The organism is Methylobacterium sp. J-030, assembly GCF_022829545.1.
GTDB lineage: Bacteria > Pseudomonadota > Alphaproteobacteria > Rhizobiales > Beijerinckiaceae > Methylobacterium.
The window spans coordinates 31435-54035 of the sequence record NZ_JAKSYM010000163.1 but is presented as its reverse complement, the minus strand read 5'-3'; the positions used below and the strand labels follow the sequence as shown (position 1 = coordinate 54035).

At 72.2% G+C, this 22601-nt stretch carries 18 protein-coding genes; 6 read left to right on the top strand and 12 right to left on the bottom strand.

The window, feature by feature from the left end; genetic code table 11:
• From MKK75_RS10120 to MKK75_RS10110, 3 genes are all read left to right on the top strand, one after another.
• Nucleotides 1-501, top strand: a 501-nt coding sequence (locus MKK75_RS10120; RefSeq protein ID WP_244042460.1) for a phytanoyl-CoA dioxygenase family protein, incomplete at its 5' end; no start/stop codon positions are given.
• Between the two features lie 428 nt (nt 502-929).
• Complete coding sequence (locus tag MKK75_RS10115) at nt 930-1910, top strand: hydroxyacid dehydrogenase (protein WP_244042459.1); 981 nt, start codon at nt 930-932, stop codon at nt 1908-1910.
• A 300-nt stretch (nt 1911-2210) separates the two neighbouring features.
• Nucleotides 2211-2696, top strand: coding sequence for a hypothetical protein (locus MKK75_RS10110; protein WP_244042458.1), 486 nt, complete (start codon nt 2211-2213; stop codon nt 2694-2696).
• 56 nt (nt 2697-2752) lie between these two features.
• Here the strand turns inward: MKK75_RS10110 and MKK75_RS10105 are convergent, their stop codons facing one another.
• Nucleotides 2753-3115: a hypothetical protein gene (locus MKK75_RS10105; RefSeq protein ID WP_244042457.1), complete on the bottom strand. Its 363-nt coding sequence runs from the start codon at nt 3113-3115 to the stop codon at nt 2753-2755.
• A gap of 171 nt (nt 3116-3286) precedes the next feature.
• Nucleotides 3287-4243, bottom strand: a complete 957-nt coding sequence (locus MKK75_RS10100; RefSeq protein ID WP_244042456.1) for a LysR family transcriptional regulator — start codon at nt 4241-4243, stop codon at nt 3287-3289.
• 101 nt (nt 4244-4344) lie between these two features.
• On the opposite strand from MKK75_RS10100, the gene MKK75_RS10095 reads away from it, so the two are divergent.
• The gene (locus tag MKK75_RS10095) at nt 4345-4953 is read left to right on the top strand and encodes a YceI family protein (RefSeq protein WP_244042455.1); all 609 of its coding nucleotides are present in this window, start codon (nt 4345-4347) and stop codon (nt 4951-4953) included.
• Between the two features lie 80 nt (nt 4954-5033).
• On the opposite strand, the gene MKK75_RS10090 is transcribed toward MKK75_RS10095, so the two are convergent.
• The 5 genes from MKK75_RS10090 to MKK75_RS10070 form a co-directional block, all read right to left on the bottom strand.
• Entirely contained in the window at nt 5034-10262 is a 5229-nt protein-coding gene (locus MKK75_RS10090; protein ID WP_244042454.1) for an autotransporter serine protease, read from the bottom strand.
• Nucleotides 10263-10819: 557 nt separating this feature from the next.
• Nucleotides 10820-11401 (bottom strand): GNAT family N-acetyltransferase, encoded by a 582-nt coding sequence (locus tag MKK75_RS10085; RefSeq protein ID WP_244042453.1) that lies wholly within the window; start codon nt 11399-11401, stop codon nt 10820-10822.
• Nucleotides 11401-13746: an Orn/Lys/Arg decarboxylase N-terminal domain-containing protein gene (locus tag MKK75_RS10080; protein WP_244042452.1), complete on the bottom strand. Its 2346-nt coding sequence runs from the start codon at nt 13744-13746 to the stop codon at nt 11401-11403. The genes MKK75_RS10085 and MKK75_RS10080 overlap by 1 nt, the downstream gene beginning before the upstream one ends.
• Before the next feature lie 92 nt (nt 13747-13838).
• A complete protein-coding gene (locus tag MKK75_RS10075) occupies nt 13839-14045 on the bottom strand; it encodes a hypothetical protein (RefSeq protein ID WP_244042451.1) in 207 nt (68 codons plus the stop codon).
• Between the two features lie 67 nt (nt 14046-14112).
• Nucleotides 14113-14856: a spermidine synthase gene (locus MKK75_RS10070; RefSeq protein ID WP_244042450.1), complete on the bottom strand. Its 744-nt coding sequence runs from the start codon at nt 14854-14856 to the stop codon at nt 14113-14115.
• A 120-nt stretch (nt 14857-14976) separates the two neighbouring features.
• On the opposite strand from MKK75_RS10070, the gene MKK75_RS10065 reads away from it, so the two are divergent.
• Nucleotides 14977-15228, top strand: coding sequence for a hypothetical protein (locus tag MKK75_RS10065; protein ID WP_244042449.1), 252 nt, complete (start codon nt 14977-14979; stop codon nt 15226-15228).
• A gap of 13 nt (nt 15229-15241) precedes the next feature.
• Here MKK75_RS10065 and MKK75_RS10060 read toward each other — a convergent pair whose 3' ends face one another.
• From MKK75_RS10060 to MKK75_RS10050, 3 genes are read right to left on the bottom strand one after another with little or no spacing between them, the layout of a single operon-like run.
• Complete coding sequence (locus tag MKK75_RS10060; protein ID WP_244042448.1) at nt 15242-15730, bottom strand: SRPBCC domain-containing protein; 489 nt, start codon at nt 15728-15730, stop codon at nt 15242-15244.
• Nucleotides 15731-15785: 55 nt separating this feature from the next.
• Nucleotides 15786-16094, bottom strand: a complete 309-nt coding sequence (locus tag MKK75_RS10055; protein WP_244042447.1) for a hypothetical protein — start codon at nt 16092-16094, stop codon at nt 15786-15788.
• 14 nt (nt 16095-16108) lie between these two features.
• Nucleotides 16109-17383: a Zn-dependent hydrolase gene (locus tag MKK75_RS10050; RefSeq protein ID WP_244042446.1), complete on the bottom strand. Its 1275-nt coding sequence runs from the start codon at nt 17381-17383 to the stop codon at nt 16109-16111.
• A gap of 596 nt (nt 17384-17979) precedes the next feature.
• Between MKK75_RS10050 and MKK75_RS10045 the strand changes: the two genes are divergently transcribed.
• Nucleotides 17980-18531 (top strand): PAS domain-containing protein, encoded by a 552-nt coding sequence (locus MKK75_RS10045; protein ID WP_244042445.1) that lies wholly within the window; start codon nt 17980-17982, stop codon nt 18529-18531.
• Nucleotides 18532-18540: 9 nt separating this feature from the next.
• On the opposite strand, the gene MKK75_RS10040 is transcribed toward MKK75_RS10045, so the two are convergent.
• A complete protein-coding gene (locus MKK75_RS10040) occupies nt 18541-18975 on the bottom strand; it encodes a GlcG/HbpS family heme-binding protein (protein WP_244042444.1) in 435 nt (144 codons plus the stop codon).
• 64 nt (nt 18976-19039) lie between these two features.
• Nucleotides 19040-22324 (bottom strand): DEAD/DEAH box helicase, encoded by a 3285-nt coding sequence (locus tag MKK75_RS10035; protein ID WP_244042443.1) that lies wholly within the window; start codon nt 22322-22324, stop codon nt 19040-19042.
• Nucleotides 22325-22601 lie beyond the last annotated feature (277 nt).

Genomic DNA, 22601 nt, shown 5'->3' with positions numbered 1-22601 from the left:
ACCATGAAGGCGTGGCTGTTCCTCACCGACGTCGCCGCCGACGAGGGGCCGTTCACCTACGTTCCGGGCTCGCACCGCCTGACCAAGCGGCGGCTCGCCTGGGAGCGGCGCACCGCCATCAACGCGGCGTGCGGCGTCGATTGCCTCAGCGGCCGCGGCTCGTTCCGGGCGAGCCCCGCGGAGCTGAAGCGGATGGGCTATGCCGATCCGGTGGCCTTCGCGGTCCCGGGCAATACGCTGGTGGTGGGCGACACGGTGGGCTTCCACGCCCGGGGCCCGTCCCTGCGGCCGGCGGTGCGCATCGAGGTCTGGGCCTACGATCGGCACAACCCGTTCCTGCCGCTCGCCGGGTTCGACCTCTGGTCGTTCCTGGGCCTCGCCCGCTGGCGCACGCGGATCGAGTGGTGGCTCCTCGACCGGCTGGAGCAACTCGGCCTGCGCCGCAACGTCTGGCGCCCGGTGGGGGCCCTCACGGCCGATGCGCCGCCGCGAATCGTGTGAACGGGCCGACCGGCTTCGCACGCCCTGTTTGACACCGCCATCCTGACGGCCGAGCGCTGGTCCGGACCGCGCAGGATGACGGACTTCACGGGTGTGCGGTCTCAGCCGCCACGCCCGGCCGCTTGAGGGGGTGCCGCTCTCCTCGCCCCCACGGAAGAAGGGGAGCCGGTCACGCACCGTGATCGGCCGCGTGCCTCGAACCTGTCTCGCCCGTAGCGCCGCGCGGCTTGGCGCGCATCTTGGCGCGCGTCATGCGTGCATCGGAACGCACGCCGGGTGAGACCGTGCTCTCCTATCCGGCCTGCGCGCCCGTGAAGCGACACAGCCTCCGGAACGTCCCGTTGCCACGACGCGGGGCCGGTCCTAGGACGATCGGGCTCTCAGTCACCGAACCCGGCCCCGCCGGCCGCCCAGGGATGCTCCGTTCCGTGATCACCGGTCCGTGCCTCATCGTCCAGCCGATCCACGCGGCGGGCCTCGACCGGCTGCGTGCGGCCGGGCTGGAACCGCGGCCGGCCCGCGGCACCGATCCCGAAACCCTCATCCGCGACGTCGCCGGCTGCGTCGCGGTCATCACCCGCAACACCGGCTTCCCGGCCGGGGCCATCGCGGCGGCCCCGGACCTGCGGGTGATCGGCGTGCACGGCACCGGCACCGACCACGTCGCCAAGGCGGCGGCGACCGAAGCCGGCATCGTGGTGGTCAACACGCCGGGCGCCAATGCCGTCTCGGTGGCCGAGCAGACCTTGGCGCTGATCTTCGCCCTGGCGAAGGCCCTGCCCGGGGCCGACCGGTCGGTTCGGCAGGGCGACGACAGCTTCAAGTTCACCACCCGCCTGGTCGAACTCGCCGGTCTCACCCTCGGCCTCGTCGGCTTCGGGGCGATCGGGCAGGCCACGGCCCGGCTCGGCAGCGCCCTGGGTCTGCGGATCCTGGCCTACGGGCCGAGCCGCCCGGAAACGGACTTCGCCACGGCCGGCGCCCTGCGCGCCACCTCGGTGGAGGCCGTGCTGGCGGAGGCCGACATCGTCTCGCTGCACCTGCCGCTCACCGCCGGCACGCGCGGGCTGATCGGCCGCGCGCAACTCGCCCGGATGAAGCGGGGTGCGTTCCTGATCAACACCAGCCGCGGCGGCCTCGTCGACGAGGCCGCCCTCGTGGAGGCGCTGGAAGCCGGCACGATCGCCGGCGCCGGACTCGACGTCACCGCGCAGGAGCCGCTGCCCCCCGGCCATCCCCTGGCCCGCCAGGAGCGGGTGATCCTGACGCCCCATGTCGGCGGCTCGACCGAGGCCGCGCTGATCCGCACCGCCGAGACCGCCGCGACCCGGGTGGTCGACGTGCTGGCCGGGCGGCATCCCGGCGGCCTGGTCAACCCCGAGGTCTGGGATCTGCGGCGCGGGCGGTGAGAGAGCCCGGCGGCCCCAGTCGGCCCCGCGGTCCGCCATGACTTGAGATCATGGCGTCAGGTCTCGATACGGATCAGTATGCATAACTCTGCGCGCGTGACGCCGTTGCCCGCCGCACTGCGATATCCTATGTGTGCATTGCGGGATGGCGATGGCGTCGCCCTCCCGCCGCCCTTCTTGGGCGTTTCCTCCCTAGACTTCGGGCCGCTCCTTCGGGAGTGGCCTTTTTTGTTTCCGGACGGCGGTCGGGCGGCGGCGCGTTTTCAGAACGCGGTCAAGCAGTCAAGCGGAACCGGGAGCTTGGCCGTACGTTTTCCCATCATGAAATACGTCCGCTCCACCCTCGCAACCACGGTCCTTGCCGTATTCGGGCTGGGCGTGGCTGTTCAGAACCTGCATTCGCATGATCGCGACACGCAGGCACGCCCCGCCGCGGTCGCCGCCGTCACGCCGGTGGCCTGGGTCGATCCGCCAGCCCGGGGCACCCCCGAGACGACCGAGGCACTCGCCTCGGCGCATCCGGGACCTTCGACCGCCGCAGCGATCCCGCCGGCCACGACGGCCCTGCCCGCCGAACCGCCGCGCAGGCGTGCCGCTATCCACCGGGGTGCGGAGCGGAGCCGGGTCCGGACGGCCCATCTGCGCCGCCCCGTCCATGCCCACACCGCCGCGGTCGATCCCGCCGCGATACCCCGGCCCGCGCCGCGGCCCGCACCGGATGCGGGCGGGCGGATCGACCCGATCGGCGATATCCTGCGCGGCCTCGGATTCGGCCGCGACGGCTGATCCGCGGCGTCCGGAGCCTCATCGCGAAAGCCGGCTTCACCGTCCGGAACGCGGCGCTACTCGACGTGGATGGTGAGCTTCATCTTCGGATGGATGCCGCACTGGATCACGAAATCGCCCGGCTCGGCGAGCGTCAGCAGCGTCTCGGCGCCGGGTTCCTGATCCCCCGCATCGAACGAGAACCGGTCCGCCTCGATGAAGGCGTGATGGGTCAGGCTCTCGTCGCCATTGCGCAGGGCGACGGTATCGCCGCGGTGCAGATACAGATCGGTCGGCGCGTATTGACGGCCCTTCTGGAGCACGATCCGGGCCGCGCTCGACAGGGTCGCCCGGGCGGTTTCCAGCGCCATGCCGGAAACCGCCAGGGCGAGCGTGCCGACGATGAGAAGGGAGCGCAGGCACCTGCGGCGAGGAGACATGATGGCGTCCGCGCGGGTTCGAGGAGTCCCGAATGACCCGGATCGCTCACCGGTGCTCGGGTTCTGTTGCACCGCATGATGACGGATGCCCACCAACGAATCGATACACCGATCGTGAGAGTTTTATCGATATTTCGAGATTCAGGGGCTTATTAGTTTCGTTATCTGAAATTAATCAGTATTCATGCCTAGTTCCCCGACTTCGTGGGCGCCATCGCGGGCCGCCAGGGCGTCGCTGACATGCGCGCGGAACACCCGGACCCGGGCGGGCAGTTCGCGTCCGGCCAGGGTGATGGCGCGCAGGGCCGCGCCGCGGCTCGCCCAGGGGGCCAGCACGCGCCGGAGCTGGCCCGCCGCGACGGCCCGGGCGGCGACCAGGGTGGGGAGATGGCCGATCCCGGCCCCCGCCAGCGTCAGCCGGTGCGCGGTGGCGAAGTCGCTGACCCGGATCGCCGGGCTCACGGCGAGCGGCTCGATCCGGCCCCGCCCGTCGCTCAGCGCCAGGGCCGCCGCGCCGAAGCGCTCGCGCGCCAGGATCAGGTCGTGGTCGTGCAGGGCGGCCAGATCCGCCGGGGCCGGCCGGCGCAGCAGGTAGGCGGGAGCGGCGTAGAGGCCCACCGCGAGCGTCGCCAGAACCACGGCGCGATAGCCGGTCTCCTCGACGCGGCCGAGCCGCAGCGCGAGGTCGATCCGGTTGGCCGCCAGATCGAGGCGCGCGTCGGTGTTCAGCATCTCGACGGTGATCTGCGGATAGGCTTCCCGAAAGCTCGCGATGATCTCGGGCATCACCTCGATGCCGAAATCGATCGCGGTCGTGATCCGCAGGTGCCCGGCCGGCACCGTGCGGGCGTCGCGGACGATCTCGGCGGCCCCGTCGAGGAGCGTCAGGCTCTCCTGCGCCCGGGCGTAGAAGGCGAGCCCCTCGGCGGTGGGCGAGACCGCCCGGGAGGTCCGCGCCATCAGCCGGGCGCCGAGCGCCCGCTCCAGCCGGGAGATCCGCCGGCTGACGCTGCCCTTGGTCTCCCGCAGGCTCGCGGCGGCGGCCGTGACGGTGCCCAGATCGACGACCGTGCAGAAGGCCCGCACGTCGTCGAGCCCACCGCGAAACGTTTCCGTTCTGGCAACCATGGGGTTCCGGATAGCAGGCTCAACCCCGGCGGTGAACGGGGTTAAGGGGCGGCTGCGGCGCACCGAATCGCGCTCGATCGTCTGCCCTGTAGGAGACACCCGTGAAGTCGATTCTCGCCTCCGGCCCCCTGGCCCTGCTGATCGCTGCCCCGGCCCTGGCCCAGACACCCCCGACCCGCGACCCGGCGCAGATCCAGGCCGGCACCTACGCGGTCGATCCCGCCCACACCCAGGTCGGCTGGCGGGTCTCCCATATGGGCTTCTCCAACTACGCGGGCGGCTTCTCGGACGTGTCGGGCACGCTGGCGCTGCAGCCGACGAACCCGGCGGCGGCCAAGCTGGCGGTGAAGATCCCGGTCGCCTCGGTGGCGACCACCAGCGCCAAGCTCACCGACGAGCTGAAGGGCGACCAGTGGCTCGACGCCGCCAAGTTCCCCGACATGACCTTCGTGTCCACCAAGGTCGTGCCCGCGGGCAAGGACCACGCGAAGGTGACCGGTGACCTGACGCTCCACGGCGTCACCAAGCCGGTGACGCTCGACGTCGCGCTGGTGGGCGCGGGCGTGAACCCGCTGAGCAAGAAGGTCACGGTCGGCTTCGAGGCCACCGGCACGCTCAAGCGCTCGGAGTTCGGCGTGAAGACCTACGTGCCGCTGATCGGCGACGACCTGCACCTGACCATCGCGGGGGCGTTCGAAAAGCAGGAGTGAGCATTGCGGTCGGACCCCGTCCAAGACAGGGCCCATGGCCGCGCCTAAGACTGCGCCGGAGACCGGCGCGGTCCCCTGGCTCAGAACCTGTAGGCGATGGATCCCTTGGCGGCATGGTCCTGGGCGCGGGCGCCGATCTGTCCGGTATAGGTCAGGCCGACGCTCAGGCCCGGTGCGAGCGACGCCGCCAGCCCGGCCTCGGCCACCAGCGCGTCCCGGTCGATCGGCAGGCCCGCACTCACGAACCGCGCGCCCGTGCCCCGGAACGCCAGCAGGCTCGGCAGGGCCACGTCCCCGAACGCCCGCCGGTAGCCCACCAGCCCGGTCACGAAGACCGAGCTCGACGCCACCTGTGCCTCCGCCCGCACGCCCGCCGTGGCCGTCGGCACCCGCCGCGCCCGCGCCTGACCGACCAGCGCCGCCGCGCCGCCCTGCTCGATCAACCGGTCGCGCAGGATCGCCACCGCGCCGCCGCCCGCGAACGGCTCCAGGATCGCCCCGCCCGGAAGGTCGATCCGGTAGCCGGCCTCGCCAAAGCCCTGGACGCTGCGGCCGCCCAGCCGCGCCGTGGCGCTGTCCGACAGCCCCGGGAACGCCACCACCCGCCGCAGCCGCCCCGGCTCGTCCGCCGCCAGGGCGCCGAACCGCAGCGCCGCCGGACCCGCCGCCAGGCTGCCGTAGGCGCCCCCGAACGTGCTCGCCAGCGTGCCGGTCTGGACCTGCCCGGGGCTCGCCAGCGTCGTCTCGACATGGCCGCCGACCACGCCCAGCCGCAGGGCCCCCAGCCCGGTGTCCAGGCGCGCGTCCCCGCCCATCGCGAAGCCCGCGCTCTGGCGCGACAGGCCCGCCGCGTCCCGGTCGGCCCGCACGTGCCCGACGCTGCCGAGCCCCTGGCCCCACAGGCTCACCGGCTCCGGCCGCCCGATCCGCTCCGGGACCACGCCCGGCGCCGGCTGCCCGGGCCGGTCGGCCGCGTAGGAAGCCGGAAGGCTGCCGTAATCCCGCGCCGCGGGTCCGGCGCCCCAGCGCAGCCGGTCGAGCACCGCCGCGCGCGCCAGCGTGGCCTGCGCGACGGCGGTCGCGGCCAGGCTGGCATGCCCGTCCCCGGCCAGGCCCGCGAACGCCGCCCGCGCCTGCGGCGCCGACAGAACCGCCACCGCGTCGTAGAGCGGCGAGCCCACCGCCCCGGCCTGCACGGCCCCCGCGGCGGCGCGCTGGTTGCGCGTCCGCGCCACCGCGGCGAAGTCCAGGTCGTTGCGCGCCAGCGTCAGCGTCACCGCGTTCGGCGCGTAGCCCAGGAACGGCGTCAGGAACGCGAAGGTGCTGGTCACCCCGGCGAACCGACCCTGAACCCCGCCCGCGGCGGTCAGGATCGTGTAGCGGGTGCGCGGGGCGTAGAGCCCGGTGCCGGCCCGAGCCTCCACGCGCGCCCCCGCCACGGCGGCGGTGCCGCCGGCATCGATCCGGTCCGAGCGGCCGTCCGCGGTGGCATCGACCCGGTAGACCGAGCCGGGCGCCAGGGTGAGGGCGCCGGCCACGGCGATCCGGCCGAGGCCGCCGGGCGCAGCGCCGGGCGCCACCACCGCGCCCGAGCCGAGGACCAGGCTGCCGAGCCGGCCCTGGCCGGTCAGCCGGCTGCCAGGCCCGAACTCCAGGGCGGCGAAGGGCAGGGATCCCGTGACGGCGAGTTCGCCGCCGAGCACGCGCACCGGTCCGGACAGGGTGCTGAGGCCGGTGAGCGTCAGCGTGCCGGCGCCGAGCTTGGTCAGGCTGCTCGGCGCAGCGCCGTCGACGAGCCGCCCGGCATAGCCGGTCGAGCTGCCGTCGCCGCCCGCAATGAGCTGGCCGTTGCCCAGCACCGCCTCGGGGTTCGAGCCGGCCAGCGAGCCGACCGTGAGCGCGGTGGCGCCGAGGTCGACGCGGCCGTCATTGGTCAGCCGGGCGATCCCGGTGGTCGGCCCGGCCAGCGCGATCACGGCCCCGGCCGCGTTGGTGGCCGCGCCGGCGAGCACGCCCGAGGCCTGGACGGTGCCGGTATTGGTCAGCCCGCCCGTCAGGGTGCCCGAGGTCAGCAGCGTGCCGGCATTGGCGAACGGGACCGAGACGGTGGCGAAGGTGCCGGTGTTGATCAGCGTGGCCCCGGCGGCGTTGACGGCGTCGGCGGTATAGGTGCCGGCATTGGTCAGGCGGCCGGTGTTGAGCAGGTCGTCGACGACGCTGGCGGTTTGCGCCACCGTGAGCAGGCCGGCATTGGCGACGCTGCCGGCGCGCAGCCGGCCGCCGTCGGCGACCGCGACCGTGCCGGCGTTGCTGAGGCCGCCCGCGAGGCTGTAGCGGCCGGTGATGGCGAGGCTGGCGCCGGCGGCGTTGGCGAAGGTCCCGTCGCTGGCCACAGGCCCGGCGATGCTGATCCGCCCGGCGTTGCGGATCGGCCCGTTCAGCGTGCCCGCGGTGGCGGTGAGGTTTCCGACGTTGGCGATCCCCCCGGCGATCGTGCCGCCGGTGGTGGCGGTGCCGGCGTTGGTCAGGCCGCCGGCGAGCGTCCCGGAATTGGCGAGCGTGGTACCGGCCAGGGTGACGACCGGTGCGGCGAGGCTGGCGGCGGCGGTGAGGCTGAGGCCGCCGGCGGCCAGGACGGCCGGGCCGGTGAAGCTGTGGACGGCGGTGAGCGTCAGGGTGCCGGCCCCGAGCTTGGTCAGGCTGCCGGGACCCGAGACGGTGCCGGCATAGGTGAGGTCGTCGGCGCGGTTGAAGGCGAGGATGCCGGCATCGGCGACATCGCCCGCAAGGCTGCCGGTGGTGCCGCCGGCGCCGACTTGGAGGGTGCCGGCCGCGATGGTGGTGCCGCCCGTGTAGGTATTGGCGCCGGTGAGCGTCAGCGTGCCGGCGCCGGCCTTGGTGAGGCCGCCGGTCCCGTCGAGCGTGCCCGCGAAGGTGGCGGCGGTGCCGTCGCCGCCGACGGTGAGGCGGGCGCGGCCGAGCGCGACGCGGCCCTGGCCGGCGAGGGATCCGATCGTCTCGCTGTCGGCGAGGGCCAGGGTCGCGCCGGCCGCCACCGTGACGGCGCTGAGGTCGCCGATGGCCTGTCCGCCCTGGGCCAGGATTGTGCCGGCCGCGATCGTGGTGGGCCCGGCATAGGTGTTGGTGCCGGCGAGCGTGAGCGTGCCGGCGCCGAGCTTGGCCAGGCCGCCGGGTCCGGCGAGCGACTGGGCGAGGGTGAAGGTGTTGGCCGGGTCGGCGATGTCGAAGCCGCCGCCGGACCGGCCCCAGGTGATCGGGCGGGTCGTGGCGGTGAAGCCAGTGCCGGTGACCTGGAGGATGCCGCCGTCGAAGGTCAGGGGTGCCCCGGCGGCGCCGAGATTGGCCTCGCGCGCCACCGAGAGGGTGCCGCCCGCGAAGGTGGTGCCGCCGGAATAGGTGTTGGTCCCGGTCAGCGTCAGCGTGCCCGCGCCGAGCTTGATCAGGCTGCCCCGGGTCGGGATGCCGGCGAAGGCGGCCAGCCGGGCCTCCTTGACGGCGAGGTAGGTCGGCCACAGGCCGACCGCCGCCAGCCGCGCGTCCTCGATCGCCGCGGTGTCGAGATTATTGATCTGATCACGCAGGGTTTGGACCGCGCTCGATCTGTAGCCCGCGTCGTCCAGGTAGCCCCAGTCGGGATTCTGCTTGATGAGCGCGGTGAGGATGCCGCTGACGATCATGTTGTTGTCCGCCGCGCGCCAAGCGGCGCTGATCGCCGCGCGGTAGTCGGCGGTGCTCAGGCCGGCCAGGAGGTCGTTGAGCACTGTCCGGACAAGGGGCTCCGCCACGGCGCTTCCATCGGATGCGAGCTGGCGGATCTGCGCTGCCTTGCGGGCTGGCCACGCGGCCGCTTCGGCGTCGTTCTCCTGCTTGCGCTGGATCAGCGCGTCCTCGGAGATGGCGTTGGACCACGTATCGTGGATGCCGGCGCGGAGATTGGCCGCCACCGGCCCGAGGAACTGACCCGGCCCGTTCATGGCCTTGGCCAGGTCGATCACGCCCCAGCCCCACACCGCGTTGGGGGCGTTGGGGTTGGCGTCCGGCGTCCCCGGGACGGCGTTGCGGTGATAGGCGGTGGTGAGCAGGACATCGCGGGCCTGCTCGTTGGTCATGTAGGGGAAGCGCTGCATGATGACGGCCAGCGCGCCCGTGGCGTGCGGCGCCGCCATCGAGGTCCCCGTGATCGACGCGTACCCCGTCTGATGATTGGGGTCGACGCCCCAGTCACGCGGATTCCAGGCGGCGCCCGGTGTATAGAGCGCCACCGAGCTGACGACATTGCTTCCGGGTGCAACGACGTACCAATATTTATCGACACCCGCACGATCGGAATAGTCGCCCAGTATCAGGCTTCCCGGACTGTAATCGTTAGGATCGGACTGCGCCGCCGCGCCGACGGCGAGCCAGCGTTTCTCCAGATCAGGCCGGAAATACGGGAGGGACGCCCGGATGTCGGCGTTATTGAAAGCCGTGTTGCCGGCGATCACCACCTGGATGACGCCATACGTCCGTGTCACCTCGTCCATCGCATCAAGGAGCGACTTCTTCCCGGCGAACGTCGCGTAAGCCTTCACCATCCCGGCGACGCTGTCGTAACTGTCCGGCGGGGGCGGATCCCCCCAGGACGTATTGATCGCGCGCACGCCGGCCAGCGCCAGGGTCTCGTAGGCGTTCTTGAAGTAACTGTAGTCGATGTTGGCGCCGTGGCTCGAATAGTCGATGGTTCCGGTGTCGACGACAAAGGCCTTGGCGTCGAAGGCGACGCCGTGCATTCCGACGCCGTCGCGCGCGGCCGCGATCGTGCCGGTGACATGCGTGCCGTGCGGGTCGTTGTAGACGGGATTGTAGGTGCCCAGGATCGTGTAAGCTTGGCCTTTGCTGAAGTAGCTCCAGGCCGGGTAGCTGGTGTCCCGGTTTCCGGACGCGTCCATGAGGTAGAACCCGTCAGACCCGAAGGTCCCGGACAGGGTGAGCGGCTTGATGCGGCCGCCGGCGAATTCGGGATGGGCCGCGTCGACGCCCGAATCGACGACCCCCACGGTGACGCCCAGGCCCGTGTAGCCGGCCGCGTAGGCGTCGGCGGCGCGAATGGCCTCGAGTCCCCAGTCCGCCCGGTATTCCCGGCTGCGCCAAGAGTCGGGATCGGTCGTCGCCAGGCTTTGGGCGATTGCGGCATGCGACAGGCTCGCGCCCAACGCCGCCAGCCCGAGGGTCGACCATCGCGCGACGGTTATCGGGCGCTTGCTCGCGCTGGTCCGGGCCGCATTGTCGGAACTGGCTGTTCTGCGCACGAGGCTTCGTCCTGGTTCGGCTCAAGCGGCCATACGTCCGTATTTCTCGACACGATCGAGGCAATACCCGCCTCAGCGAGTCGGACGGAACGTTGCTGACTCAAACCTGCACAGACGTTTTCCAGAATTCAACGCAGATCGAACACGACTTACTGTCCATTATATTCTGGAGTCATTGTCGATCGAAATAAAATAATGCCACGCCGAAACCGTGTCGGGCCGCAACTTGCAGCCGGCAATTCATTTTACTGGAACGTTTCTTGCTTGTTTTCCCGCGCTCTCCGCCATGCGCTGGCAGACCCCATCTCCATCGGCACGCGCGATTCCGCCCACGCCGTTGCATGAATGCAACGCGCCGGGTCGGGCCGCGAACCGTTGGGAGGGAGATGTTTTCAGGCGCCGTCCGATCGCCGGAGGCAGCGCGGTTCAGGAACCAGGGCGGCGCGGGTCGGGTCCGATATCCGGCCCGCGCCTGTCGCGACGGCTGGGGATGGACCGGGCCGATGCCGCCCGCGGGCGCATCTGCCCGGTTTCCGGGCAGGTCGGCTCCCGGTGGGCTACGCCCCCGGCCGGTCCTCCGACCCCGTGCTCAGCGCCCGCTGCACCATCACGCTGTCGGCCCAGTGGCCGTACTTGAACGCCACGGCCCGCAGGAACCCGACCCGCTCGAAGCCGCAGGTCTCGTGGAGGCGCAACGACGCCTCGTTCTCGGCGTCGATGTAGCCGATGATCTGCCGGTAGCCGCCCGCCGCGCAGGCCTCGATCAGCGCCGGCAGCAGCCGGCGGCCGATCCCCGCGTGCAGGTGGTCGGGATGCACGTAGATCGAGTGCTTGAGCGTGTAGCGGTAGGCCGGGCGCTTCCGGAACGGCACCGCGTAGGCGTAGCCCGCCACCGTGCCCGAACGGTCGGCCACGAGGTGCGGCAGGCGCTTCTTGCGCATCGACTTGCGCCGCCGCTTCAGGTCGTCGGGGAGCATCCGGGCCTCCTCGAAGGCGCCGACATCGCCCACGCCCTTGCCGATATGGTGCTCGTAGATCGCCACCATCGCCTCGAGATCCGCGTCCGAGGACGGGCGGATGACGATGTCCGGGCAGGGCCGCGCGGCGAGCGGGCCGGGGGTCTCGACCTCGATCTCCATCAGGCCCCCTCGCGCACCACGTAGGTGTGGAAGCGGATCCGCCCGTCCGGATCGACCTCGCGGTAGACGCCCTGGATCTCGGCCTCGAAGCCCGGGAACAGGTTGGCCGAGGCCTCGAACATCTTGAAGTAGTCGAGCATGGGCTTCGTCCGCTCGTCGAGCCGCTCGCCCGGCAGCACCGTGCCGATCCCCGGGGGATAGACCAGCATCAGCGTGGTGGCGATCCGCCCCTCGGCCTCGGCGATCGGCACGTAATCGACCTTGTTGCGGGTCAGCATCTGGGCGGCGCGCTTGGGCGGCATCACCATCTCGGGCAGGTGCTCCGGGGCGAACTGGCGCCGCTGCAGCGTGGAGGTGCCGGCCTCCCGGTGGAAGGCGTGGAACGCGCCGCAGAGGTCGCGCAGGCGCAAGCCCCGGTAGCGGTTCGGCCGGCGGTTCACGAATTCCGGCATGGCCTCCTCCAGCGGGACGTTGTCGTCGTGGAGCCGCTTGAAGGCGACGAGGCCCGAGATCAGCGTGCCGGCCTTGGAGGATTCCACCCCCGGGGTCAGCAGGAAGAGCAGCGAGTTCAGGTCGTTCTTCTCGGCGACGATCCGGTTCTCACGCAGGTACTGGGCCACGATCGGCGCCGGCACGCCGTGATCGGCATAGGCGCCGGTCTTCCGGTCGAAGCCCGGGGTCAGCACGGTGAGCTTGTTCGGATCGGTGATGGCGTAGCCCGGCGCCACGTGGGTGAAGCCGTGCCAGCGGGCGCCGGGCCTCAGCTCCCAGTGGCGGGGCGTCGAGGCGAGTTCGTCGGTCGGCACGCTCTCCCAGGGTACCTCGGCGCCGTCGGCGCTTCTGGTCACGTCCGGCACGAAGGGGTCGAAGAACCAGCGCCTCGCGGGGTCGCGTTCGTTCTCCTCGAACTCCCGCCGGATCGCCCGGACCTTCTTGCGCCACTCGATCCCGAGCCGGATCGTGTCGTCCCACAGGATCATGCCGGAGCGCCCCTTCATCATCTGGGCGCCGACATCGAGGGAGGCGAAGAGCGGGTAGAAGGGTGACGTGGAGGCGTGGACCAGAAAACTCTCGTTCAGTCGCTTGTGCTCGACCCGCCGGGTCTGGCCGCGGATATGGCCGTCGCGGGTGTGGATCTGGGAGGCCTGGGAGAAGCTCGCGAGCTGCTTGTGGGTCGATTGCGTGGCGACGATGCCGGGGGAGGTCTCGTCGAGCCCGGTCAACCCCATGGCGAAGCGGCGGGCGTAGAGCGGGTGGAACTTCATGAAGCCCGCCCAGGCCTCGTCGAACAGGATGTAGTCGCAGAGGTGGCCGATCTTCTCCAGGATCGTCTGCGCGTCGTAGATCGTGCCGTCATAGGTGCATTGCTCGATCACCGCGACGCGGAACGGCCGCTCCCGGCGCCACGCCTCCGGATCGGTCACCAGCGGGTTGCGGCGGATTTTTTCCCGGATCCGGGTCTCGTCCAAGGCTTCGTGGAAGATCGGCCCGATCAGCCCGTAGGCGTTGCGGTCGGTTTCCAAGAAGATCGGGATGCCACCGCCCAGGAACAGGGCGCCGTGATGGGCCGCCTTGTGGTTGTTGCGGTCGAACAGGACGAGGTCGTCCTCGGCGACCAGGGAGGACAGCACGATCTTGTTGGAGGCCGAGGTGCCGTTGAGGACGAAGTAGGTCTTTTCCGCCCCGAAGATCCGGGCGGCTTCTTTCTGCGCTTTGAGCGCCGGGCCCTCGTGGGTCAGCAGATCGCCGAGGTCGAGGACCGAATTGTCGAGGTCATCGCGGAAGATGGCTTCCCCTAAGTGCTCCACGAAGATCCGGCCGATGGGCGAGCGGTTATAAAAGATGCCGCCGTTGTGGCCCGGGCAGGTCCAGAGCTGGTTGCCCTTCTCGGCATAGTCCACCAGCGCGCCGAAGAACGGGGTCTTCAGCGTCTCGGCGTACTGCGTGACCCGGCTGACCAGGCCGCGGGCGATGAATTCCGGCGTTTCCTCCGCCAGGAAGATGTAGCCGTCGATGAAGTCCAGGAGCTCGACCGGGATGTCCTCCAGCCGCTTGCGGCGGACCATGATGACGATCGGCATCTCCAGGCCGCGCTTGCGCATCATGTCGATGAGCGCGGCGGCCTTGCCGTCAAGGCCGCGCTTGCCCCAGTCGACCACGAGGCAGCCCACCGCCGCGTCGGTCTGCACCGCGATGGCCGCGTCCTCCACCCGCCGGGCGCGCACCACCTCGAAGCCGCGGCTCTCCACGGCCGCCACGATCTGATTGACGCGCGCGCCTTCCAGGTCGTCCGGATCGAAGGCCGGCGTGCACATCAGGACCGTGAAGCGACGGTGGAAGTCCATGGAGCCCTCTCTGCCGGGATGCAGGGCGAGGCTTTCTGGCCGGCCCATGACGATTGGATGACAGCGCGGGGCCGGCGCGCGGAATCGTCGGATCAGGCCCCGCCGGAGCGGCCGTCATGCCCGATCAGCCGCTCGACCTCGGCCAGGGCGACGGCGCGGGCGGCGTGCTCGGAGGCGTGCGGGCGGTACGACCCGCGGACCAGCTTGCCGCGGTCCCGGATCGCCCAGGTGAAGCGACCCGGGTCATGCCGGCTCGGCTTCACCTCGACCGTGTAGAGATGCCCGCAATTTGCACCCATGGCGTGAATGTGCGGGAGATCGCGCCGCCGGCACAGGGGGTGCGACCGTGAGCGGCAGCAGAACGGGCTATCGGATCCGCCGCGTCCGGCCGGGGGCGGCCCGCGCGGGGGCATCGTGCGCCGGCTCAGCGAATCCGGCGGTCCGCGTGCCCAGCCAGACCACGTGCTTGGGCCCGCTGCCCCGGCCGCTGGCATGGACGCGCTGCTCGTCCACGGCGAAGCCGGAGCGCTGCATCCGGCTCTTGAACTTCCGGTCCGGCGCCCCCGACCAGACGCCCAGGATCCCGCCCGGCCGCAGCGCCCAGCGGGCCCGCTTGAGGCCCCAGCCGTCGTAGAGCCGGTCGTTCGACCGGCGCATCAGCCCCTCCGGGCCGTTGTCGACGTCGAGCAGGATCGCGTCGTAATGCTCCGGCCCGGCCTGGATCAGGCGGTTCACGTCGGCCTCGTGCAGGTCGACCCGCGGATCGTCCAGGCAGCCGGCGAAGACGTGCGCCAGCGGCCCCCGGGCCCAGGCGATCACCGCCGGCACCAGCTCGGCCACCACCACCCGCGCCTCCGGCCCGAGGTTGTCGAGGGCGGCCCGCAGGGTGAAGCCCATGCCGAGGCCGCCGATCAGGATCCGGGCCCGGGGCCGGTCGGCGAGCCGCGTGCAGGTCAGCGCCGCGAGCGCCACCTCGGAGCCGCTGCGGCGGTTGTTCATCAGCTCGATCGTGTCGGCCAGGATCGCGAACTCCTCGCCGCGCCGCATCAGGCGCAAGGGGGTGCCGCCGCCGGGCACGGATCCGGTATCGAGATGAACCCAGGGTATCACGGGCAGCGTCCTCGTCTGGTGCGGGGAAATTCCGAGCGCGGGCGCGGCCTTTGCGCGCCGCACGCCCCCCACGCGTCACGGCGGCTTGCCGCGACCAATCTTGGCGGCGTATCAGCACCTATGGCCAAGCGTATCAAGTCGAGACCGCAGGAGCGGGGCTTCGTGATGTTCGATGTCGTCTACACGGACGGCTCCCGGGCCTCGAACCGGCGGGTGCCGATGGAGATCCTGGGCGGCCTCGACGGCGACGAGCCGGCCCGCGAGCTCATCCTCGAGCAGGAGGCGGAGATCGCCCTCAAGGCGGGGCGGCCTGGCCGCGAGATCCAGAGCCTGACCCGCTCGCCGATCGTCAAGCCGAAGCCGGTCGACTGACCCGCGCCGCCGGTCAGGCCGTCTCGGCCGTCCGGCGGGCGACCTCGTCCCGCAGGGCCGCGTTCATCTCGGCGAACCGGGCCTGCGTGCGCGCCCGCAGCCAGGGGAACAGGACGGGGGCGAGCCAGCCCGCGAAGGTCTCCGCCTGGACGAGATCGACGCCCTGCCGGGTCTCGGCGATGCGGAAGTCGTGCGTGCCGGTGATCAGGTGCGGCATCTCGATGCCGCCGCGCCAGGTCAGGCGCCGTCCGGGCTCCCAGCGGGTCACCGCGACGCGCACCGTCCGGTAGGAGCGGCCGTTCAGGGTCAGCTCCAGGCGCCAGCGCGCGCCGACGCGCCGCTGACCCTCGGCCTTCCGGATGAACGGGTTCCAGTCCGGATAGGCTTCGAGGTCCGTCAGCACCGACCAGACCATCCCGGCCCGGGCCGGGATCGCGATCGCCGTGCTGCTGATCCTGCCGCCCGTCCGGCCCGTGTCGACTGCTCCCTTGCCGAGCGTCATGCGTCCCTCTCCCCGCCTGCCGTGAAGAACGCCCGTGGACGAAGAACGGTGCGGCTCAGAGCGCGCCCTCGATGACCTCCAGGGCGCGCAGGACCGCGAAGCCGATCCGCTCGGCCTCGGCCTCCGCGTCGGCGGTGGCCGGCAGCAGCGCCACGGTCTCGACCTCCGGTTCGTCCTCCGGCCCGACCACGACCCGGAAGACCGCGCCCTCCTGCGCCGCCGGGTCCCGGATCAAGCCGACCCGATGGCCCGCCCCCGTGCCGAGGATGCGCAGGACCGGCTGACCGGCCGCCTCCGGCCCGGCGGGAGCGGGCCGGCGGGGCGCGCCGAAGGCCGGGCGGATGACGTTGTCGTCGTCGGGCATGGCGAAAACCTCCCTCAGGCGCCCGCGCTCCCGGCGGCGGCCAAGCCCGCCGTCGCGAGGACGGCGTCGGCCAGGACCTCCATTCCGGCCCCGGCCCAGTCCGGCGTGATGCTCTCCGCCTCGTTGTGGCTGATGCCGCCGTGGCAGGGGCAGAACACCAGCGCCGCGGGGACCGCGCGGGCGCAGTAGACGGCATCGTGGTAGATCGCCGTCGGCATCCGCGTCCAGGCGTGGCCCCGCGCCTCGGCGGCGGCCTGGATCCGGTCGACCAGCACCGGGTCGAACGGGGTCGGCGGCGCGCGCCAGAACTCCTCGACGCGGATCGTGACGCCGCGCTCCGCCGCCAGGGCGTCGGCCCGGGCCAGGATCCGCGCCCGCATCGCCTCCAGCTGATCGGTGTCGCCGTGGCGCGTGTCGAGGCTGAACCAGACCCGGCCCGGCGTGATGTTGCGGCTTTCCGGCTCGGCCTTCAGCACGCCCACCGTCGCCCGCCCGCGCTCACCGCCGGCCCCCACCGCCTCCCGGGCGATGCCTTCGAGGGTGGCGATCAGCGCTGCCGCGGCCATCAGGGCATCGCGCCGCCCGTCCATGGGGCTGCCGGCATGGGCTTCCTCGCCCTGCACGGTGATCTCGTACCAGATCTGGGCCAGCGCCCGGTCGACCACCCCGATGGTCAGGCCCGCATCCTCCAAGCGCTTGCCCTGCTCGATATGCAGCTCGAAATAGGCGCCGATCCCCCGCAAGGCCGCCGGGTCCGCGTCGCCCTGCCAGCCGATGCGCCGCAATTCGTCGCCGAAGACGAGGCCCGACAGGTCCCGGGTCGCCAGGATGTCGGCCTCCGGGACGATCCCCATGGCGACGCCGCTGCCGCTCATCGGCGGCGGGAAGCGCGAACCCTCCTCGTTGCACCAGTTGATGAGCATGAGGGGCGCCTCCGTCTCGAGGCCGGCCTCGTCCAGGGCGCGCATGATCTCGAGCCCGGCCAGCACGCCGAGCGGCCCGTCGAACTTGCCCCCGGTCGGCTGCGTGTCGAGGTGACTGCCGATCGCCACCGGCTTCAGGGCCGGATTCCGCCCCGGGCGGCGGAAGATCATGGTGCCGACCCGGTCGACCGTGAGGGTGAGCCCCGCGGCCTCGCCCCAGCGCCGGAACAGGGCGCGCCCCTCGGCGTCGCGGTCGGTCAGGGTCTGGCGGTCGTTGCCGCCGTTCGGCAGCCCCCCGATCCGGGCGAGTTCCATCAGGCTGTCCCAGAGCCGGTCCTGCGAGAGCGGGAGGTTGATGCGGTCCATGGGTGCGATGCCCCTCTGCCGAAGACGTGCCGGAAGCGGGAGGTTATACCGAACCTTGATGAGCCTGCCTCATCGCGGTTCGTCGGCGCGACGGCGGGGCGGGGGTCGTCCGCCGGGCGCGCTGTTCCCGACCCTGGGTCGGGATCAGCGCAACTCGGTATGAGCCCGCGATCCGACCCGGCACCCGGGACGCGCCGGAGCCGGAGCCGACGGCCCCGCGCCGCCGGCCAGACGATCTCGCCGCGCGCTCGGCAGTATCGACCGGCTCCGTCGCGACGCCCGACAAAAACAAGCAATTGCCATCGGTTTGCGATCGTAAATCTGGAAAATAAATCAGCTTTCGCCGGCGATTTGACCTGTGCAATGTTTTGTGACAGCCTGATTTGCACCACGAAAGCCCCGATGTATCTGCTTCGCCCGGACAGGGGCGTCGCAGGGACCGGACCATCAACCCGGACACCAGAACCGGGACGATGCTCCGGACCTTTGTTTTGCATCACCCCGAAAGCCGGGGATCGCCTTTCGGGATCTTGCACCGTCCGGATGGTTCATCTGGCCACAGAACGATCACCGGCCCGAGCCGGATGGGGGTTCTCATGCTCTTGACTTCCACGGCGGCCGCGACGTTACAGGCCGCGGGATTCGTCGGCACCTGGAATACCGACGTTGCCGCCGGCCGCTCCGTGCTCGACCTGGGCGCCGCATCCGTGCTCGCGGGCAATCCCGGCCTGGTCGGCAAGCCCGTACCCCTCGATGTCGCCCTCGGGCGGATCCACCCGGGCGACCGCGACCGGGTCCTCGACACGATCCAGGACCTCTGGCAGACGGGCGGGCCGGTCGCGATCGAGTTCCGCATCCTGACCGGGACGGGGGAGACCCGCTGGATCCTCAACCAGGGCCTCGTGGCCCCCGACGAGGCCGGGCGCCTGTACGGCTGCGGCGCCTATATCGACATCACCGAGCTGCACGGGCGCTGGGCGTCACCGCGGGCGGACGGCACCACGCCGGCGGAGCATCTGGACGCCGCGGCCGACCATTGCATCGAGGCCCATACCGCCCTGGAGCGCCACGGCGACGCCACCCTGCGCCTGCTCTCGGGGATGCTGCTGCTCGGGATCGGCCGCGCACTCGCGCAGCGCACGTCCTGAAGGTCGGCGCTACGTCCGCCAGGGATGGGCCGGCAGCTCGGTGCGGCCGATCGCCTTGGCGCCGGCCTCCGCGACCGTGTGGTCGTTCTCCACCGTGGAGCCGCTGACGCCGATGGCCCCCGACATCACGCCGTCGGCGTCGACGATCGGAATACCGCCCGGGAAGGTGATCAGCCCGTCGTTCGAATGCTCGATCCCGTAAAGCGGGCCGCCGGGCTGCGACAGCTGGCCGATCTGGCCGGTCATCATCCCGAAGAACACCGAGGTCTTGGCCTTCTTGTGGGCGATGTCGATGGAGCCGACCCAGGCGTCATCCATCCGGTGGAACGCCTTCAGGTTGCCGCCGGAATCCACCACCGCGATGCACATCTGGGTGCCGAGCGTGATCGCCTTCGCCCGGGCGGCGGCGATCGCCTTGTCGGCCTGCTCAATCGTGACGTGCATGGGACACTTCCGTTCGCGGTTTCTGCGCGACTGGCTGTGACCGTTTGAAGCGGCCGGCGCAAGCTCAGCCGGCCCGCTCCCGGGCGGTGCGGATGCGGTCGAGGAGATCGCCCGCCAGCGCCGCGCATGACTCCGCGTCGGGACAGGGCCGCTTCCAGACCACGCGGCCCTCGCGCAGGATGACGCCGTCCGTCACCGACAGGGCAGGCAGCGGCCGGTCCGGCCTGAGATCGGCCGCGACGCCCTGCGGGCCGGCCCGGAGCCGGGCCACGCCCAGCTCGCAGCAGGCCGCGCGCAGCCGCGCGAGGTCGAACAGGGCGCGCATCGGGGCGGGGGCCGCGCCGAACCGGTCCTCCACCTCCCCGGCCAGGGCGTCGATCGCCTCGGCCTCGCGCAGGCGCAGGAGGCGCGTGTAGAGGCTGAGGCGGATCTCCGGTTCCGGCACGTAATCCTCGGGGATCCGGCTCGGCAGCCCGAGCGCGATCTCCGGGCTCCAATCCTCGGCGCGCCCGCCCTTGGCGGCGGTCAGCGCCAGCTGCAGCAGGTGCTGGTAGAGCCCGAGCCCGACGAGCTTGGCGTGGCCGGCCTGATCCTCGCCGACGAGGTCGCCCGCGCCGCGCAGGTCGAGGTCCCGGGCGCTCACCGCGAAGCCGGCGCCGAGACGGTCCAGGGCCTCCAGGGCGCGCAGGCGCTGGAGCGCCGCCGGCGGCGGGGGCGCGGCCGGGTCGCTCAGCAGGTGGACGGTGCCGCGCCGCTGGCCGCGGCCGACACGGCCCCGGAGCTGGTGGAGCTGCGCCAGCCCGAACCGGGCCGCCTCCCAGACCAGCATGGTGTTGGCCCGGGGCACGTCGAGGCCGCTCTCCACGATGGCGGTGGCGAGCAGCACGTCGCCGTCGCCCTCCGCGAACCGGACCATCACCTCGTCCATGGCGGAGGGTTTCAGCGCCCCGTGGGCCACCAGGATCGAGAGGTCCGGCACGAGGGCGCGCAGGCGCTCGGCCATCGGGGCGATGTCCTCGATCCGCGGGCAGACCACGAAGCTCTGGCCACCGCGCCGGTGCTCGCGGATCAGCGCCTCGCGCACCGCTTCCGCGTCATAGGACGCCACCACGGTGCGGACCGGCTGGCGGAGCGCGGGGGGCGTCGCCAGGACGCTCAGGCTCTGGAGGCCGACGAGGGCTGCCTGGAGCGTGCGCGGGATCGGCGTCGCGGTCAGCGTCAGGACGTGCCCGCCTTCGGCGAGGCGGCGCAGGTCCGCCTTCATCCGGGCGCCGAAGCGCTGCTCCTCGTCGATCACCGTCAGGCCGAGATCGGCGAAGGACACGCCCTTGCCGGCCAGCGCATGGGTGCCGACCACCAGGCGGATCGACCCGTCGGCGAGCCCCGCCTTGACGCGCCTGGCCTCGGCCGGCGCCACGAGGCGGGAGAGCTGCGCGACCGCGATCCCGAACCGGCCGAAGCGGCGGCGCAGGGTCTCGGCGTGCTGGCGGGCCAGGACGGTGGTGGGGGCGATGAGCGCCGCCTGCTTGCCGGCAAAGATCGCGGCCGCGAGCGCCCGCAGCGCCACCTCGGTCTTGCCGAAGCCGACATCGCCGCAGACCAGCCGGTCCATCGGCCGGCCGGAGGCGAGATCGGCCATCACGGCGTCGATCGCGGCGGCCTGATCCGGGGTCGGCGCGAAGCCGAAGCCGGCGGCGAAGCGCTCCATGTCGTTGGCGGGCGGTGCGAGGACCGGCGCGGCGGTCTCCCGGCGGGCGCGGGCGGCCTCCAGCATGAGCCGGGCGGTGCGCGCCATGGTGGCCTCGGCCTCCAGCCGGCGGCGGGGCCAGGTGCCGCCGTCGAGCTTGTCCAGGGTGACGGCGTCGGGCTCCGGGCCGTAGCGCCAGATCCGGTCGGCCTGTGAGACCGGCACCATCAGGATCGCGTCGCCGGAAAAGCGCAGGCGCAGGGCCTCGGACGTCTCCTCGCCCTGCGTGGTGACCCGTTCGAGCCCCTCGAACACGCACAGGCCGCGGTCGCGGTCGACCGCGACGTCGCCGGGGCGCAGATCGACCTCGCCCATCGGCAGGATCGCCCGGGCGCCCCCCGCCACCGCGGCGTCCGGCCCGAACAAATCCGCGGCGGCGATGACGGTCGCACCCCGGTCGGGCACCCGGAAACCCGCCCCGAGGGGCGCCTCCAGGGCGAGGACATCGCCCGGGCTCGCCTGCGCGACGTCGGCCCAGGCGTCGATCAGGCGGATCGGGCGCTCGGCGATCGTGCCGGCCTGGCGCACGAGGCGCCGCAAGGGCTGGCGGCCACCGGCCAGGACGATCACGTCGCCGGCCTTCAGCCGCGCGCGCAGCAGCTTGGCGAAGGCGGTGCCCGGCCGGCGCTCCCGGGCGAAGGACGGCAGCGCCAGCGGCTCGCCGGCCGCCTCGGTGGCGGCGATCCGGTCGTGGGACGCCACGAGGGCGCGCCACGCCTGCGGCGCCAGGTAGAGACCCGCCCCGGCCTGCCCCCGCCCGCCGAGCCTGCCTTGAGCCTCCGCCATCTGCTCGAACACGGCGTCGACCCGGGCCTGGGTGCCGTCCTCCACGACGAGGCGCGCCGCGGGCACGTAGTCGAGCAGGGTGACGAGGCGCGGGTAGTAGCGCGCGAGGCGGTGCTCCTGGCCGGTGAAGGGCTCGAAGCTCTGGCCGGAGCCGGGCTCCAGGATGATCTCGGTGGCGGGGTCGATCACCAGATCGTCCGCCTCGGCGACCGAGCGCTGCGAGATCGGATCGTAGGAGCGGATCGCGGTGACGCGGCCGTCCGCATGCTCGATCCGGCAGGGACGCGGGGCCGCTGCGGGGAAGACCTCCACGGTCCGTCCGCGCACGGCGATCTCGCCGGGCTCGTCGACCCGCTCGTCGAGGATGTAGCCGAGGCGCTTGAGGTCTGTGGTCGCGGCCGCGACGTCGAGGCGGTCGCCGACCCGGAGCGTCACGCGGGCCGAGGCCCAGGTCTCCGGCGGGGGCACCCGCTGGATCAGGGCCGGGGCGGTGGTCAGCACGAAATGGGGCAGCGCGTCCCGGTCGGTCAGCCAGCGCATCACGGCGGCCCGGGCGCCCATGGTGGCCCGGGACGGCGAGGCATGGTCGAAGGGCAGGCAGTCCCATTCCGGAAAGATCGCGACCCGGGCCTCGGGGTCCAGCGCCCGGAGGGTCGCGGCCAGTTCCTCCAGGCGGCGGCCGTCCCGGGCGACGTGGACGAGGGGCGCGCTCCCCGCGTCGAAGCGCAGGAGCGCCACCGCCAGGGCCCCGGTGGGCATCAGCGGGGCGTCCTCGACGCTCGGCTGCGCACCCGTCTTCAACCTGCGATTGGCCATTCCGGTCCGCATCCCTATCCCCGCCCCGCCAACGCGGCATGGGCCGCCGGGGCTCCCGGACGCGGCGATTCCATCCACAGCGGTGCGCGCCGCTGTGGATCGAATCGCCGCCGGCCCCGGGGGCGCCGGGGGACATCGACGCGGCGCACGAATTCGTGAACAGGCGCCCGACGCGCCTCCAGATCGATGCCCAGCGTGGCCGCGCCTGCGACGTGGGACACGTTTCCAAAACTATAGGTTGCAATCTGGGTGCGGCAGGCAGCCGCGCCGATGTGCC